This is a genomic window from Pseudomonas sp. 15C (assembly GCF_055484735.1).
In genome coordinates this window covers 15,940-30,437 of sequence record NZ_JBUDGD010000060.1, presented here as the reverse complement: position 1 = coordinate 30,437, position 14,498 = coordinate 15,940, and the positions used below count along the sequence as shown (strand labels likewise).

Below are 14,498 nucleotides of genomic sequence, written 5' to 3'. Positions count from 1 at the left end.
AACCCGAGCCTGCGAGGGCCGAACGCAGGGGCCCAGCGTTTTGGTTACTTTTGGGCGTCTGCAAAAGTGACCCGCTGTAAGAGCGGAACCGCCAGCCGCCACACCCAAAAAAACGGATATTCACCCAAAACAACCAAAGCCTGGTCGGCCCAGAGGCCGCCAAGGCACCCGCCTCATCACTTCCCTTGAACCTCCACGAACCCCAAGCGCTCACAAAGAAAACAACCCGCGAGCCAGCCCCCATGAATGCCTATAAAAACCTGCTGACAGCCGAACAACAAACCCGCCTGCAAGCCCTCGATACCTGGCATCGAACACTGCAAGACCGCAGCCTGCGCATGGACTGCCCCGATCGCTACCACGAAGAACTCCTGCGCCAATGCGACGAAATGGACCGCCTCGGCATCATCACCTGGCAAGAATGGCAAGAACTGCGCCGCGAAGCCGACCAGGCCTACCTGCACGCCATCGCTGGCCACGACTACCACGAACCCTGTAATGCCCAGCGAGCCCAGCCATGACCGAACCGCGCTTTGGAATCGAAGAAGAATATTTCGTCACCGACCTGCACACCCGCAAAATGGTTGGCGCCCCTGCTCCCGAGGCTCGTGAGGCTTGCAAAAGAGCCATCGGTGCCTCGTTCGCTACAGAGATGTTCCAAGGCCAGTTCGAAATCGCTTCACCCGTATTCACCGATTTCGTCGAAGCCAGCGATTACCTGACCGGCGCACGTCAGGCCCTGAACAACACCCTCAAACCTTTCGGCCTCGGCCTGCTCAGCGCCGGCAGTCACCCACTGGCTGACTGGCGCGAACAGATCCCCACCGACGAACCGCACTTTCACGAACTGTTCGACACCTACGGCCACGTCGCCCGGCGCAGCGTGCTGTCGGGCCTGCATGTGCATGTCGAAGTACCCGAACAACACGATCGCATCAAAATCATGAATGAAGTGTTGCCATGGACACCGTTGCTGCTGGCCCTGAGTTGCTCGTCGCCACTGTGGGGCGGGGCCAACAGCGGCTACAAAAGTTATCGCCAGGCTGCGTGCGACGAGTGGCCACGCATGGGCGTGCCGCCGCTGTTTGCGGATCAACAGGCCTATGACGATCACGTTGGTTTTCTGACCCGCGCCGGCGTGATCAGCCAGCCCAGCCAATGCTGGTGGGGCATTCGCCCGGCCGTGCGCTACCCGACGCTGGAGCTGCGCATGACCGACGCCTGCCCGCGCGTGGAAGATGCGCTGACCCTCGCCGCATTCTTTCGCGTACTGGTCGCGCATGCGTGCAGCCAACCGCAACCCGGCTCAGCCTATGACGCGTCAGCACGCTGGATACTTGAGGAAAATCGCTGGCGCGCCAAGCGCTGGGGGCTCGATGGAAAGTTTATCGTCACAGGCCAGGACAGCCCTTGCTCAATCAGCCAGTGGCTAGCGCTGGCTGAGGAACGCTACGCCGAAATCGCCGACGACCTGCGCATGCCGACCTTGTTCGAACGCGCCCACAGAATCATCAATGACGGCACCAGCGCCGACCGACAACTGGCGGTATTCAACCAGGCTCTGCAGCAACAGCCCGGTCCGCGCTCTGCGCTGTCGCAAGTGGTCGATCATCTGCTGGAGGAAACCTCGCGCAGCTGATCGACCTTCAACACATCGCTTCAGTCCCCCTTGCCGGTGCGGGTTCCACCATGGCTGTGCTGCCCGCCCGTGCGTGCCTTTTCCGCTCGGTCAAGTTTGACGTCGACCGCAGTGTCGCCCTTCTTACCGGCCTCCTTGATTTTCTGTGGATCGTCGGCGAATGAATGTCCGCTTTGATGCTTGCTGGTCATGGCAATGTCCTCGCGATCAGTTCCTGACTGTCAGTTTCGTATGCAGCCCTTGCACCCTATCAACCGAACTTTGCGCTCGCCACCCATGCACTCGCACTACTGACGAAAGGTAATTAAACGAAACGAAGCGAAGCTATAAGACACTTGTAAACTATCAATTTAACATCGGCAAACTTATACGAAGCGGCACCTGAAACAGCAGTCTGTATAAGTTTCATCGCGGGCACTACCGTTCATCGGGCACCAAAAAAAATCTTCAAACGATTTTCCTCGCCGCGTTATCCGAGTAAGTGTCCGTTGCAACAAATGGGCAACTTAAGAAAACCTTGATTGATATTGGAGAGCTATCATGACTACAGGTAATAAAAATCCGGGCAACTTCGCCAACGATCGCGAGAAGGCATCCGAGGCGGGTAAAAAAGGCGGCCAGGCATCCGGCGGCAACTTCGCCAATGACCGCGAAAAAGCTTCCGAAGCAGGCCGTAAAGGCGGCCAGAACAGCCACGGTGGCGGCCGTAAGTCGTCTTGACCAGCGGCATAAGGGCAGCCTCGCTGCCCTTCGAAATCAAACAGCTGGAACGGTCATCAGCATGAAAGGCAGTTATCCATGCCTGATGAGCGTTCCAACTGATTGACAGTCGAACCCAAGCCAACCGGCAAGTAACGAGCATTGCAACAAACAACATCAGGCAGTATCCACGGCATTTGTCAGAACAACTTCAGCGCGCAACTAAGCGCAGCCTGAATTCGAATCAATGCGTATATATGCAAGAGGTGTTTTAAAATGGCTCAAGATAAACAAGGCAGCATGTCCGTCAACGAAGCAGGTAAAAAAGGTGGGGAAGCAACATCGGCTTCGCATGATAAAGAGTTCTACCAGGAAATTGGCAGCAAAGGCGGCCAAAACAGTGGAGGCAACTTCAAGAATGATCCGGAGCGTGCAGCCGAGGCCGGTAGCAAAGGTGGCCAGAACAGCGGCGGCAACTTCAAGAACGACCCGCAGCGCGCGTCGGAGGCCGGCAGCAAAGGCGGCCAGAACAGCGGTGGCAACTTTGCCAATGACCGCGAAAAAGCCTCCGAAGCCGGGCGCAAGGGTGGCGAAAACAGTCATGGTGGTGGGCGCAACAGCTAATGCGCCATTTGCAGGGGAGCCTCGCTCCCCTGCCGTTTATCCAACGCAAGACAACTTCCTCGCAATCTCCCGCCGCTTTCTACATCGCCGCACCTTGGAATTGGCCAACTCGCCCTCATAACCATGACAATCCCCAACGTTGCGAGAGGAATGACCGCCATGACCTTTGACACCGAAACCGCGATTCTTGCCGGCGGCTGCTTCTGGGGGATGCAGGATCTGCTGCGCCGCTACCCTGGCGTACTGGAAACACGCGTCGGTTATACCGGCGGCGATGTACCCAACGCGACCTATCGCAACCACGGCAACCACGCCGAAGCCATCGAAATCACCTTCGATCCCGCATTGATCAGCTACCGTCAGATTCTCGAATTCTTCTTCCAGATTCACGACCCGAGCACGCCCAACCGTCAGGGCAACGACCTTGGCCCGAGCTATCGTTCAGCGATCTATTACCTCAACGACGAGCAACGCGCCGTGGCTGAAGACACCGTTGCCGATGTCGACGCCTCAGGATTGTGGCCAGGCCCGGTGGTGACTGAAATCGAACCGGCCGGACCGTTTTGGGAAGCGGAACCTGAGCATCAGGATTACCTGGAACGGATTCCGAATGGCTACACCTGCCACTTCATTCGGCCGGACTGGAAACTGCCCAAGCGCAGTAGTTGAAGGCAACTCCAGATGCTTGCACAGGTGAACGACTGATCGCGCGGCGATGAGCGACGTAATCTCAACTCCTGCCAAGAATCGGTGTACTGTCTGACGGCTCGTCGCACGGCCAGACAGGCAATAAAAAGGAGCTCCTCTTGCGCAAGGATTATTTGGCGTTCTTCACGTCGCTGTTTCTGTCGCGCCTGGCCGATCAGATTTTGCTGTTCATTGTGCCGCTGGTGGTCTTCCAGACGACCAACAGCGCTTCCTGGGCCGGTCTGGCATTCTTCGTCGAATCGCTACCGCGTTTTCTCGCGTTTCCACTATGTGGAGCGTTGTGCGATAAGTTTTCACCGATAAGGATCCTCCATATCAGTCAAATCTATCGCGCGCTGCTCTGCCTGCTGGCCATGGGCATGTTCACTGTTTTCGGCGGCATGGCCTGGGTTGTGGTGTTGTCAGCGGTGTGCGGCGTGCTGACCACTCAGGGAATCATGGCGCGCGAAGTGCTGATGCCGTATATCTTCCAGCATTACAGTTACACCAAGACGTTGTCCTATTCGCAAATTGCCGACCAGACCGGACTGGTTCTCGGGCCGTTGGTGGCAGCGCTGCTGCTCGAAGTGTGGGCCTGGCACTGGGTGGTGCTATGGATCGCCGGTCTGTTTCTACTCGCGGATCTGAGCATGCTGGTATGGCAACGCCTCAGCCGAATCACGCTGCAAGTGTATGAACAGCATCAGGACATATGGCTACATCCACTGCGCATCGCTTTCAGGCATATAAATGAGCTGGCGGAGTTGAAAAAAATCATCTTGCTGGCCGTGGGGGTCAATTTGCTCGTTGGTGTCACGCTGGCGACTTCAGCCGCGATGGTGCTCGGCGAGTACGGCGCGGGCAAAGATGCTTACGCCGGTTTGCAAGCGGCCGGGGCTATAACAACAATCGTGATTCTGTTTTTCCTTGCCAGAGTGGAACTGCCGCAGCGGCTACTTGGCGGGCTCGCGTATTCAATGATCGCCGCTGGCGCTCTTGTCAGTGCTCTGAGTCCGAATCTGGCCGGTTATGTAGTGGGTTTTCTGCTGATTGTCGGCTTCGACAAGATGTTCAATATCTACATGCGCAGTATTCGTCAGCGCGTAATACCGCCCAAAGACTTCGGCAAAACCGTCGGTGTGATCACCTTGCTCAACAACCTGTCGCAACCCTTGGCGGGTTTGCTGGTAGCCCTGCTTGCGTCCAGCGCAGGCACACAAGGCGTGATCCTCATCCTGGCTGCGCTGACTATGCTGCTGGGCGTCACAGCGCTATGGTGGTTTGCTACCAGCCGAGGAACTCTGAATGCCGAAAAACCTATCCACCGCTAACGAGCCCGCCAGCGCCGCCGACATCGAGCGCTCGATCCAGGCCCTGAACCGGCTGGCCGAGCGCCTCTGGGGCGAGGATCGTGTCGCCGAGGCCAAGGCCCTGCTCGATGCGCTCGATGCCTTGAACCGTGCGCTCGATCGCATCCGCATCGGCGAAAGTCGCCGGGCGGCGACTCTGCATTGAGGCAGCGCCTTAAGGCTTGAGGATCAGCACTGGTTCGCCTTTCTTGAGGATATAAGTCGCCAGCTCCGAGGCCTTGTCCTTGCCGACATTTTTCGCCACATGCGCCACCCCCTCCGGAATGAACAGCGACTCCCCCGCCTTCAGCGTCACCGGCGCCCTGCCCTCCAGTTGATATTCGAACGTGCCGCTGATCACGTAAGCGACTTCAACGCCGGGATGTGCATGGCGCGGCGAGGTCACGCCCGGTTCGAAATCGACGCGTGCCTGAACCACTTCGCGGTCGGCGGCACCGAGATCCTGCTTGACCAGATCGGTGCGGCTCAAGCCTTGCTGCCAGCTCTTGGCCGGGGCGTCGGCCGCGTGGGCGATGCCGATCATCGAAGCGAAAATGGCGCTGGCGAGTAACAGTGAACGTTTCATATGTAGCCCTCTGGATCAGTGATGTGGTGAGGGCTACTGTGCAGGTTGCGTGTAGGGTGGATGTGTCGTGGAACCTGAGTTTGGTGTTCAGCCGTGTACAGCGTGCAAACAGATACACGCTTATACAAAAGCGCCGGTGGTTTTCGGCAATGCCAACAGCCAGGACCTGAACGCAGCGATTTTTTCGGCCTGCGCGGTCTCAAGAGGCGCGACCAGATAAAAGCCCAGCGCATCCCGCAAGCGCAATTCGAAAGGGATCACCAGGCGCCCGGCGCGCAGATCGTCGGCGACGTAGGTTGAGCGGCCGATGCACACGCCCTGCCCGTCCACCGCCGACTGCACGGCCATCAGCGCCAGATCGAACGTCAGTCGCGGCCCCTCCGCCAGTTGCGGCGCCTGGCCGGCGGCGCTTAGCCAGATCGCCCAGTCTCCCGCCGTCACGCCGCTGACTTGCAGCAAAGTGTTATTCGCCAGATCCGCCGGCGAGTTCAGGCTCTGGGCCAGTGCCGGACTGCACACCGGAAAGATTTCATCGGACATCAGGAAGTCAGCCTGCAAGCCCTTCCAGTCGCCGTGTCCGTAACGAATCGCGGCGTCGATGCCGCCGCTGCGAAAATCCACCCAATCGGTCGACGCACTGATGCGCACATCGATAGCGGGAAAGGCCTGATGAAACGCAGGCAGTCGCGGCAACAACCATTTCGATGCGACCGATACCAGTGTGCTGATGGTCAACACGTTATCGTTGCCAGCCCCCAATACCTGTTCAGTGGCAAAGCGCAAATCCTGAAACGCCGAGCGAACGCCCGGTAAATAGGCCTGCCCGACCTCGCTCAGCGCCAGGCCGTCGTTGCGCCGCAAAAACAGCGGGCTGCCCAGTTCCGCCTCGAGTCGGCGGATCTGATGGCTGACCGCAGTCTGGCTGACGTTCAGTTCTGCGGCAGCCTTGGTGAAACTCATGTGCCGGGCGACGGTTTCGAAGGCGCGCAAGCCATTGAGCGAGGGAAGTCTGACAGGCATGGGATAGGGCTGGCTCATGAGATTTTGTCATACGCTAGCACTGCAAATGACCTTTGCCAAAGTGCTTGCCGCGACGGAATCTGGCGCACTCGCTCAACAAGGAGTTGCCATGAAACTGTATTTCGCCCCGATGACCTGCTCGCTCTCGCCCCACATCGTCCTGCGCGAGTTGGGTTTGCCTTTCGAACTGGTCCGCGTGAACAACCAGAGCAAGCGCACCGCCGACGGCCAGGACTTTCGCCAGATCAACCCGAAGGGTTATGTCGCCGCGCTGGTGCTGGATAACGCTGAAGTGCTGACGGAAGGACCGGCGATCCTGCAGTTTCTGGTCGATCAAGTCCCGGGCAACTCGCTCGCACCGGCGGCTGGCACTTGGGAACGCGCACGCTTGCAGGAACACTTGAATTTCATCAGTTCGGAGATTCACGGCGGCAGTGCGCCGCTGTTCAACGCGGATATTCCTGAGCCGGTCAAAGCGATATTTCGGCAAAAGCTGTTCAAGCGCCTCGACTTTCTCAATCGCCAGCTGACGGATCAGGATTATTTGATGGGCGGTTTTGGCGTGGCGGACGCTTACCTGTTTACCGTGCTGATGTGGTTGCCGACGTTCAATATCGCTATCGAGGACTGGCCGGAGTTGGCCGTCTATATGCAGCGCATCGGTGCTCGGCCCAGCGTGCAATCGGCGATCGCCGCAGAAGCCGCGACGTTGCCGGTTTGAGCGTACGCGGCGTGATCGAAGCGGGCCTTGTCGGCGTCGAGTCTGTAAACTGCCGCGATCTTCACTCGCTCAGACAAGGGATTCCCATGGCCAACCAAGACATCACCTTCACCCCCGATCCGGACGCCGACTCGATCTCTTCCGACGTGGCGACCTTCGGCGGAATCATGGTTTCCACCCAGATACCGACCCGCGCCGACGGCAGCCTGGAACTGGGCGATATCACCACCCAGAGCGAATGCACCCTGCAAGCGCTGAAAGTTGCGCTGGAGCGTGCCGGCAGTTCGATGGACCGGGTCATGCACCTGACCATTTACCTCACCGACATGGCCGATCGCGCGGCATTCAACGAGGTGTACCAGCGATTCTTCGCCAAGCCATGGCCGGTGCGTGCGGCAGTGGGCGTGGCGGCGCTGGCGGTCGAGGGGATGCGCGTAGAAGTCACGGCGATGGCAGCCAAGGCCTGACCTGATTCCCGTAACACCCCACAACCCTGTGGGAGCCAGCCTGCTGGCGATAGCGGCCATGCATTCAACATTTATGTTGGCTGAACCACCGCTATCGCGAGCAGGCTCACTCCTACAGGGGGTTGTGTGATTCTTGGGTTCTGTGCCATCGGGCAGCGCAGGCGTGCCGGCTGCGCGTTTCGCGGGTAGAATGCGCGCCTAACCGTGACAGCCTGACTAAAAAAACTATGTCCTTGCCCAAGCATCATCTGGAATTGCTCAGCCCTGCCCGCGACGTGGCCATCGCCCGTGAGGCGATCCTGCATGGCGCTGACGCCGTGTACATCGGCGGCCCGAGCTTCGGCGCGCGCCATAACGCGTGCAACGAAGTCAGCGAAATCGCCGAGCTGGTGGAATTCGCCCGCCGCTACCATGCGCGCATTTTCACCACCATCAACACCATCCTGCACGACAACGAACTGGAGCCGGCGCGCAAGCTGATCCATCAGTTGTATGACGCTGGTGTAGACGCGCTGATCGTTCAGGACCTGGGCGTGATGGAGCTGGACATTCCGCCGATCGAACTGCACGCCTCGACCCAGACCGACATCCGCACCCTGGAGCGAGCAAAGTTTCTTGATCAGGCCGGGTTCTCGCAGCTGGTACTGGCGCGCGAGCTGAACCTGCAGGAAATCCGCGCCATCGCCGACGAGACCGACGCTGCCATCGAGTTCTTCATCCACGGCGCGTTGTGCGTGGCCTTCTCCGGTCAGTGCAACATTTCCCACGCGCAGACCGGCCGCAGTGCCAACCGTGGCGACTGCTCGCAGGCCTGCCGTCTGCCGTACACCCTGAAAGATGAAAAGGGTGGCGTGATCGCCTACGAAAAACACCTGCTGTCGATGAAGGACAACAACCAGAGCGCCAACATCCGCGCACTGGTCGAAGCCGGCGTGCGCTCGTTCAAGATCGAGGGCCGCTACAAGGACATGGGCTATGTGAAAAACATCACTGCCTATTACCGCCAGCGCCTCGACGACGTGCTGGAAGATCGCCCGGACCTCGCCCGCGCGTCCAGCGGCCGCACCGCGCATTTCTTCCTGCCCGATCCGGAAAAAACCTTCCACCGTGGCAGCACCGATTATTTCGTCACCGATCGCAAGATCGACATCGGCGCCTTCGACTCGCCTACCTTCACCGGCCTGCCGGTTGGCACGGTCGAAAAAGTCGGCAAGCGTGACATGCAGGTGGTGACCCACGAGCCGCTGTCCAACGGTGACGGCCTCAACGTGCTGGTCAAACGCGAAGTGGTCGGTTTCCGCGCCAACATCGCCGAAGCCAAAGGCGAGTTCGAGGAAGACGGCGAGAAGCGCTACCGCTATCGCGTCGAGCCGAACGAAATGCCCGAAGGCCTGTTCAAGCTGCGCCCGAATCACCCGCTGAACCGCAACCTTGACCACAACTGGCAACAGGCGCTGCAAAAGACTTCTTCGGAACGTCGCGTGGCCCTGAGCTGGCTGGCGCGTCTGCGCGAGGAACAACTGGAAATCACTGCCACCAGCGAAGAAGGCATCAGCGCCAGCGTCACCTTGCCCGGTCCGTTCGGCGTGGCCAACAAGCCTGAGCAAGCGCTGGAACAGTTGCGCGATCTGCTCGGCCAGCTCGGCACCACCCAGTACCACGCCACCGACGTCAAGCTCGATGCGCCGCAGGCATTCTTCATCCCCAACTCGCAGCTCAAAGCGCTGCGCCGTGAAGTGATCGAAGCCCTGACCGCTGCCCGCGTCGCCGCGCATCCACGTGGCAGTCGCAAGGCCGAAACCAGCCCGCCGCCGGTATACCCGGATTCGCACCTGTCCTTCCTCGCCAATGTCTACAACCAGAAGGCGCGCGACTTCTACCACCGTCACGGCGTCAAGCTGATCGACGCGGCGTACGAAGCCCACGAAGAGCCGGGCGAAGTGCCGGTGATGATCACCAAGCACTGCCTGCGCTTCTCCTTCAACCTGTGCCCGAAACAGGCCAAAGGCGTGACCGGCGTGCGCACCAAAGTCGCGCCGATGCAATTGATCCACGGCGATGAAGTGCTGACGCTGAAGTTCGACTGCAAGCCGTGCGAGATGCACATCATCGGCAAGATGAAGGGCCACATCCTCAACCTGCCGCAACCGGGCAGCGTGGTTGGCCACATCAGCCCTGAAGACCTGATGAAGACCATCCCGCGCGCACCGCACTGAGTGCCTGGCCTGCGCGGTGCTTCGGCGCCGCGCAGGCTGGCCTTGCTGTGCCTTGCCAAATCGCAGGCATAAAAAAACGCCAACTTCTTGCGAAGTTGGCGTTTTTTCGAATATGGCAGGGGCGGCTGGATTCGAACCAACGCATGGCAGGATCAAAACCTGCTGCCTTACCGCTTGGCGACGCCCCTACTGCTCTTTCCAGCGGCCCGTTGGGTTCGCTGTGAGAACGGGGCGCAATTTACCAACATTGTTTGGCTTTGGGAAGCCCGACGTGAAATATTTTTTGTTTTAAAACAGCGACTTAATTTTTTCATCGGTAAACAGCCCGGCGCCGGGCACCTTCAGCCACTGCGTATCACACTGTATACGTGCGCAACGACGATACATCGCCTTGCAACAAGGCCTCTTTCAGACACAGCCCGGATACGTCCATCCGCTCAAATGCACTCACGGTTTCAAGGTTTCATTACAGCCCCTTGACCAAGGCATGCACAGGAGACGTCCCCATGAAAAAGGCACTGCACACCCGTAAAACCGCACTCGGTTTGTCGATCCTGGCGCTGTCGCTGTTCGGCACTGTCGCCAGCGTTCAGGCGCAAACCGCCGAACCGGCTGCGATCAGCTATTCCGCGCCCTCGCCCTTCGGCCCGCTGAAACACGTGAAGGCCGGCGTGCTCGACGTCGCCTATGCCGAAACCGGCCCGGCCAACGGCCCGGTGGTGATCCTGTTGCACGGCTGGCCCTACGACATTCACAGCTACGACGAAGTCGCGCCGCTGCTGGCCGCCAAGGGTTACCGGGTGCTGATGCCCTATGCACGCGGTTACGGCGATACGCAGTTCCTCTCCAAAGACACTCTGCGCAACGGCCAACCGGCGGCGCTGGCCAGTGACGTCATCGACTTCATGGACGCACTGAAGATCAAGCAAGCCGTGCTCGGCGGCTACGACTGGGGCGCGCGTTCAGCGGACATCGTCGCGGCGCTGTGGCCGGAACGCGTCAAGGCGCTGGTGGCGGTCAGCGGCTACCTGATCGGCAACCAGGCCGCCGGGCAAAACCCGCTGCCGCCGAAAGCCGAATTGCAATGGTGGTACCAGTTCTACTTTGCTACCGAGCGCGGTCGCGCCGGTTATGAAAAGAACACCCATGACTTCGCCAAACTGATCTGGCAACTCGCCTCACCGCAATGGAAATTCGACGACGCGACTTTCGATCGCAGCGCCAAGGCCTTGCAGAACCCCGATCATGTCGAGATCACCGTGTTCAATTACCGCTGGCGCCTGGGCCTGGTGCAGGGCGAAGCGCGATACGCGGCGCTGGAACAGAAACTCGCCACCGCGCCGTCGATTGGCGTGCCGACCATCACCCTCGAAGGCGACGCCAACGGCGCACCGCACCCGGCACCGGAGGATTACGCCAAGCGCTTCACCGGCAAATATCAGTTCCGCTTGATCAGCGGCGGCATCGGGCACAACTTGCCGCAGGAAGATCCGAAGGCGTTTGCGCAGGCTGTCATCGACGCTGATCACCTGTAGAAACACAAAAGCAGTCAGCCGCAACGGCTGACTGCTTGATTGGTTAAAGGTGGGCTTGAGGCTCGAGGGATGGTCAGGTTCAGTGTAAAAGCTTGCAGATTCTTTGCCTGAACGGACGTCATCGCGAGCAGGCTCACTCCTACAGGGGAACGCATTTCAAAGGTAGGAGTGAGCCTGCTCGCGATAACGCCCGTTCAGACACCCTCAAGCCCGCCTAACGTGCGCGATCACTCGGTTGGCACAACCAGATCCAGCGCCTTGTTCACCGCCAGCTCTCCCAACATGACCACCTGCGCAATGCCCAACAAAGTCTGGCGATTGGAGCCCTCCAATACCCCCGCAAAATTGCCAAGCATGACCGTGGCGGACGCCAGGGAACCGCTGGCATTGGTCAGCAACGTCTCAGCGTCCGATTGCGGGTTGACCATGAACAGCGGGCTGGGCGTATAGGGCGTGGCCATGATCGCGGCGGGCAACAGGTAATGGTCAAGCGCGCGCTCCGCCGCTTCGTGGAGCTTTCGCGAGTTGGGGGATGCGTACGGCGAAGCCGGGTCAGTGAGCGGTGCTTCGGGTGGCTTGGACATCAGCTGCAACTCCAGACAGGAACCCCTCGAGGCTCGTTAACGGATGATCGTCACTGCGACGGGTTGGGCAAGCGCTGATTATCCAGCACGCGGTTTACCGTCAGCTCGCTGAGCATGATCACCTGTCGCAGGATGAGCATTTTTTTGCGCTGGGAACTGTCAATCGAATCGGCGAGTTCACGAGCCATGTCACTGGCCGAGGACAGGGTTTCCGTTGCCTCGACGAGCAGCGTTTCGTTATCCACGGTGGGGTCGATGAGGTAGATCTTGCCGGTATTGCGCGAGGGAATCGAAATCTTGTGCGCCCCGGGACTGAGGTAGAAGTTGATGGCGCGATCGGCGGCGTCTTTGATGTTTTGAGGTTCGAGCGCGGCGTCGTAAGGGATTGGATCGGTGTCTGGCGGGTTGGGCGTGACTTTGAACATAAAGGACTCTTTGTCTTGAGGAAATGAAAGAGCCGTCACTTTCGCTACCAAACGAAGGGTGGCGGCCACACGTGGGTTGGTAGACCGGTCAAGACAGAGAAAACCCGGCGCCCCCGAAGGAGCCCCACGCATGGCCACCATATAAAACCGAATCCCGGAAAGAGACTGGTTCTGGCGATGCCAAACGTTTGTCGAGAAACGGGCTACCAAACCCGATCACTGTTTTGCAGTGACAGGGAAACGATACAGCCCGCCTCAAGGCTCGTAAGCCGGCGGATTCTGGCGTACGCGTAGGCAACGGCGCAAGGTGTTGTAGCCGCTATGGCGTAACAGTTGGTGTGGTTTAAACGTTGGCGCGCGGTGACGTTTAAGAGCCACCCTCACCCTCATCCCCTTGGAGAGGGAGCCGATTTGGATTGGCTTTGAAGTTTGCGTTCGACTCGATATTTCTTGTCGGCCAGTTCGCGCATCCACCACGGTCAGTTCCCTCTCCCTTTGGGAGAGGGCTAGGGTGAGGGGCTTTTGATCTTGCACTTTTTTTCTTCCTGCCGATGAGGCCGGCACGGCAAGATCAAGGGCACTCGAGCTGGCGCTCATTGTAAGAAGTGGTGAGCACAGCGCTTGGCTTGGTTTTGTGGTGGATTTGCCCCTCACCCCAGCCCTCTCCCCCTGGAGAGGGAGCCGATTTGGATTGGCTTTGAAGTTTGTGTTCGACTGGTATTTCTTGTCGGCGCAGCTCGCGCATTCACCACGGTCAGTCCCCTCTCTCCGGGAGAGGACGGGGTGTTTGGGCGAGGTACGCCGATTTGAGATACCGAGGTGAACTCGGCAAAGTAAAAGCGGCTGGTGCTATTTGACCAAGCGCTTCTCTTTGGAAGGCCGATACCCGAAATAGGCGCTGTAGCACTTGCTGAAATGACTCGGCGAGACAAATCCGCAGGCCACCAGCACTTCCACTTGTGAAAGCTCGGTGTGTTGCAGCAGGCGGCGGGCTTCGGTGATGCGCAGTTCCAGGTAGTAACGCTGCGGCGTGGTGCCGAGTTGTTCCTTGAACAGGCGCTCCAGTTGACGGCGGGAACGTCCGGCGTACACCGCCAGTTGTTCCAGTTCCAGCGGCTCCTCCAGGTTGGCATCCATCAGTTTGACCACTTCACGCAACGGTGCACTGACGCAGAGGTTTTCGTCCGGTTTGATCCGCCGGTAGCGCGACTCCTCGAACGCGAGAATGTCCTCGACACCCTCGACCAGCGCCTTGCCGTGCAGGCTCTTGATCCAGTCCAGCGCCATATGGAAAGCCCCCGACGGGCTCGACGCGGTGAGGCGGTCGCGATCGATCACATAAGGTTCGCTGCTGACATGGGTGGCCTTGGCGATTTCGGTCAGCGCCGGGCGATGTTCCGGGTGTATCGCGCAGCGGTAGCCGTCAAGCAGCCCGGCGCGGCCGAGAAACCACGAACCATTCCACAACCCGGCCAGACTGACGCCCCGCTCCGCCGCGAGCTTGAGCACATGCACAAACCCATCGCTCGCGCGCAGCTCGGTGCGATAACCGCCGCACACCACCAGCAGATCCAGATCTTCGAGCGCAGCTGCGTCAAGGCGTGCATCGGGGCGGATCACCAGCCCCAGATCGCTGATGACCTCGCCCTCGCCCAGCCCGAAGGTGCGCGAGGTGAACAACCCCGGGCGCAACAGATTGGTGGTCACCACGGCGTCCAGCGTCTGTGTGAAGGCCGGCAGTGAAAAGTGTTCAAGCAGCAGAAAACCGGTGCGCGTCAGCTGCACGCTATCGCTATGTTCATTCAGATAGCGGAGGTTTTTGCCCTTCATGCCTCCGCTGAATTGGCGTCGTTCGGTCAAGTTTCAGTCCATCGGTCATGTTGTTGTGCGCCGATAGTTGGCCGGAAGCGGTAAAGAGTCAATCGTGCGTGTGACGGGATGATCAG

17 protein-coding genes and 1 tRNA gene are annotated in these 14,498 nt (G+C 59.4%); 11 read left to right on the top strand and 7 right to left on the bottom strand.

The window, feature by feature from the left end; genetic code table 11:
- Positions 1-242 precede the first annotated feature (242 nt).
- Positions 243-521 carry a hypothetical protein gene (locus ACYYKW_RS22625; RefSeq protein ID WP_464991215.1) on the top strand — a complete coding sequence of 93 codons (279 nt, stop codon included), beginning with the start codon at positions 243-245 and terminating at the stop codon, positions 519-521.
- Positions 518-1,639, top strand: a complete 1,122-nt coding sequence (locus tag ACYYKW_RS22620; RefSeq protein ID WP_464991214.1) for a carboxylate-amine ligase — start codon at positions 518-520, stop codon at positions 1,637-1,639. Before ACYYKW_RS22625 ends, ACYYKW_RS22620 begins: the two co-directional genes overlap by 4 nt.
- A 20-nt stretch (positions 1,640-1,659) precedes the next feature.
- On the opposite strand, the gene ACYYKW_RS22615 is transcribed toward ACYYKW_RS22620, so the two are convergent.
- Positions 1,660-1,830, bottom strand: a complete 171-nt coding sequence (locus ACYYKW_RS22615; RefSeq protein ID WP_157720685.1) for a general stress protein — start codon at positions 1,828-1,830, stop codon at positions 1,660-1,662.
- Between the two features lie 349 nt (positions 1,831-2,179).
- On the opposite strand from ACYYKW_RS22615, the gene ACYYKW_RS22610 reads away from it, so the two are divergent.
- The 5 genes from ACYYKW_RS22610 to ACYYKW_RS22590 all read left to right on the top strand — a co-directional run bounded on the left by ACYYKW_RS22610 (position 2,180) and on the right by ACYYKW_RS22590 (position 5,164).
- A complete protein-coding gene (locus tag ACYYKW_RS22610) occupies positions 2,180-2,359 on the top strand; it encodes a con-10 family general stress protein (protein ID WP_093101985.1) in 180 nt (59 codons plus the stop codon).
- Between the two features lie 255 nt (positions 2,360-2,614).
- Complete coding sequence (locus ACYYKW_RS22605; protein ID WP_090283013.1) at positions 2,615-2,962, top strand: con-10 family general stress protein; 348 nt, start codon at positions 2,615-2,617, stop codon at positions 2,960-2,962.
- A 159-nt stretch (positions 2,963-3,121) separates the two neighbouring features.
- The gene (gene msrA / locus ACYYKW_RS22600) at positions 3,122-3,631 is read left to right on the top strand and encodes a peptide-methionine (S)-S-oxide reductase MsrA (protein WP_090283012.1); all 510 of its coding nucleotides are present in this window, start codon (positions 3,122-3,124) and stop codon (positions 3,629-3,631) included.
- A 137-nt stretch (positions 3,632-3,768) separates the two neighbouring features.
- On the top strand, positions 3,769-4,980 hold the full coding sequence (locus ACYYKW_RS22595) for an MFS transporter (RefSeq protein ID WP_464991213.1): 1,212 nt from the start codon (positions 3,769-3,771) through the stop codon (positions 4,978-4,980).
- Positions 4,955-5,164 (top strand): hypothetical protein, encoded by a 210-nt coding sequence (locus tag ACYYKW_RS22590; RefSeq protein ID WP_090283010.1) that lies wholly within the window; start codon positions 4,955-4,957, stop codon positions 5,162-5,164. Before ACYYKW_RS22595 ends, ACYYKW_RS22590 begins: the two co-directional genes overlap by 26 nt.
- 9 nt (positions 5,165-5,173) lie before the next feature.
- Here the strand turns inward: ACYYKW_RS22590 and ACYYKW_RS22585 are convergent, their stop codons facing one another.
- Both ACYYKW_RS22585 and ACYYKW_RS22580 read right to left on the bottom strand, forming a co-directional pair.
- Positions 5,174-5,584 (bottom strand): cupin domain-containing protein, encoded by a 411-nt coding sequence (locus ACYYKW_RS22585; RefSeq protein ID WP_434710803.1) that lies wholly within the window; start codon positions 5,582-5,584, stop codon positions 5,174-5,176.
- Between the two features lie 120 nt (positions 5,585-5,704).
- Positions 5,705-6,604, bottom strand: a complete 900-nt coding sequence (locus tag ACYYKW_RS22580) for a transcriptional regulator GcvA (protein ID WP_464991212.1) — start codon at positions 6,602-6,604, stop codon at positions 5,705-5,707.
- Positions 6,605-6,713: 109 nt separating this feature from the next.
- Here ACYYKW_RS22580 and gstA point away from each other — a divergent pair, with 109 nt between their 5' ends.
- From gstA to ACYYKW_RS22565, 3 genes are all read left to right on the top strand, one after another.
- Positions 6,714-7,325 carry a glutathione transferase GstA gene (gene gstA / locus ACYYKW_RS22575; protein WP_464991211.1) on the top strand — a complete coding sequence of 204 codons (612 nt, stop codon included), beginning with the start codon at positions 6,714-6,716 and terminating at the stop codon, positions 7,323-7,325.
- Positions 7,326-7,411: 86 nt separating this feature from the next.
- Positions 7,412-7,792: a RidA family protein gene (locus ACYYKW_RS22570; RefSeq protein WP_090283006.1), complete on the top strand. Its 381-nt coding sequence runs from the start codon at positions 7,412-7,414 to the stop codon at positions 7,790-7,792.
- 227 nt (positions 7,793-8,019) lie between these two features.
- A complete protein-coding gene (locus ACYYKW_RS22565; protein WP_464991210.1) occupies positions 8,020-10,008 on the top strand; it encodes a peptidase U32 family protein in 1,989 nt (662 codons plus the stop codon).
- A 113-nt stretch (positions 10,009-10,121) separates the two neighbouring features.
- Here ACYYKW_RS22565 and ACYYKW_RS22560 read toward each other — a convergent pair.
- A tRNA-Gln gene (locus ACYYKW_RS22560) sits at positions 10,122-10,196 on the bottom strand.
- A 318-nt stretch (positions 10,197-10,514) separates the two neighbouring features.
- On the opposite strand from ACYYKW_RS22560, the gene ACYYKW_RS22555 reads away from it, so the two are divergent.
- Positions 10,515-11,543, top strand: a complete 1,029-nt coding sequence (locus ACYYKW_RS22555) for an alpha/beta fold hydrolase (protein ID WP_093101997.1) — start codon at positions 10,515-10,517, stop codon at positions 11,541-11,543.
- Between the two features lie 227 nt (positions 11,544-11,770).
- Here ACYYKW_RS22555 and ACYYKW_RS22550 read toward each other — a convergent pair whose 3' ends face one another.
- From ACYYKW_RS22550 to ACYYKW_RS22540, 3 genes are all read right to left on the bottom strand, one after another.
- Complete coding sequence (locus ACYYKW_RS22550; RefSeq protein WP_090283002.1) at positions 11,771-12,127, bottom strand: DUF6124 family protein; 357 nt, start codon at positions 12,125-12,127, stop codon at positions 11,771-11,773.
- 50 nt (positions 12,128-12,177) lie between these two features.
- Positions 12,178-12,552 (bottom strand): DUF6124 family protein, encoded by a 375-nt coding sequence (locus tag ACYYKW_RS22545; RefSeq protein ID WP_464991216.1) that lies wholly within the window; start codon positions 12,550-12,552, stop codon positions 12,178-12,180.
- Between the two features lie 849 nt (positions 12,553-13,401).
- Positions 13,402-14,412, bottom strand: a complete 1,011-nt coding sequence (locus ACYYKW_RS22540) for a GlxA family transcriptional regulator (protein ID WP_464991209.1) — start codon at positions 14,410-14,412, stop codon at positions 13,402-13,404.
- Positions 14,413-14,498 lie beyond the last annotated feature (86 nt).

Coding starts and splice junctions, on each gene's coding strand:
- ACYYKW_RS22545 (WP_464991216.1), bottom strand. CDS start 12,552: ATGTTCAAAGTCACGCCCAACCCGCCAGACACCGATCCAATCCCTTAC.
- ACYYKW_RS22550 (WP_090283002.1), bottom strand. CDS start 12,127: ATGTCCAAGCCACCCGAAGCACCGCTCACTGACCCGGCTTCGCCGTAC.
- ACYYKW_RS22605 (WP_090283013.1), top strand. CDS start 2,615: ATGGCTCAAGATAAACAAGGCAGCATGTCCGTCAACGAAGCAGGTAAA.
- gstA (WP_464991211.1), top strand. CDS start 6,714: ATGAAACTGTATTTCGCCCCGATGACCTGCTCGCTCTCGCCCCACATC.
- ACYYKW_RS22625 (WP_464991215.1), top strand. CDS start 243: ATGAATGCCTATAAAAACCTGCTGACAGCCGAACAACAAACCCGCCTG.
- ACYYKW_RS22590 (WP_090283010.1), top strand. CDS start 4,955: ATGCCGAAAAACCTATCCACCGCTAACGAGCCCGCCAGCGCCGCCGAC.
- ACYYKW_RS22610 (WP_093101985.1), top strand. CDS start 2,180: ATGACTACAGGTAATAAAAATCCGGGCAACTTCGCCAACGATCGCGAG.
- ACYYKW_RS22570 (WP_090283006.1), top strand. CDS start 7,412: ATGGCCAACCAAGACATCACCTTCACCCCCGATCCGGACGCCGACTCG.
- ACYYKW_RS22620 (WP_464991214.1), top strand. CDS start 518: ATGACCGAACCGCGCTTTGGAATCGAAGAAGAATATTTCGTCACCGAC.
- ACYYKW_RS22585 (WP_434710803.1), bottom strand. CDS start 5,584: ATGAAACGTTCACTGTTACTCGCCAGCGCCATTTTCGCTTCGATGATC.
- msrA (WP_090283012.1), top strand. CDS start 3,122: ATGACCTTTGACACCGAAACCGCGATTCTTGCCGGCGGCTGCTTCTGG.
- ACYYKW_RS22555 (WP_093101997.1), top strand. CDS start 10,515: ATGAAAAAGGCACTGCACACCCGTAAAACCGCACTCGGTTTGTCGATC.
- ACYYKW_RS22580 (WP_464991212.1), bottom strand. CDS start 6,604: ATGCCTGTCAGACTTCCCTCGCTCAATGGCTTGCGCGCCTTCGAAACC.
- ACYYKW_RS22615 (WP_157720685.1), bottom strand. CDS start 1,830: ATGACCAGCAAGCATCAAAGCGGACATTCATTCGCCGACGATCCACAG.
- ACYYKW_RS22565 (WP_464991210.1), top strand. CDS start 8,020: ATGTCCTTGCCCAAGCATCATCTGGAATTGCTCAGCCCTGCCCGCGAC.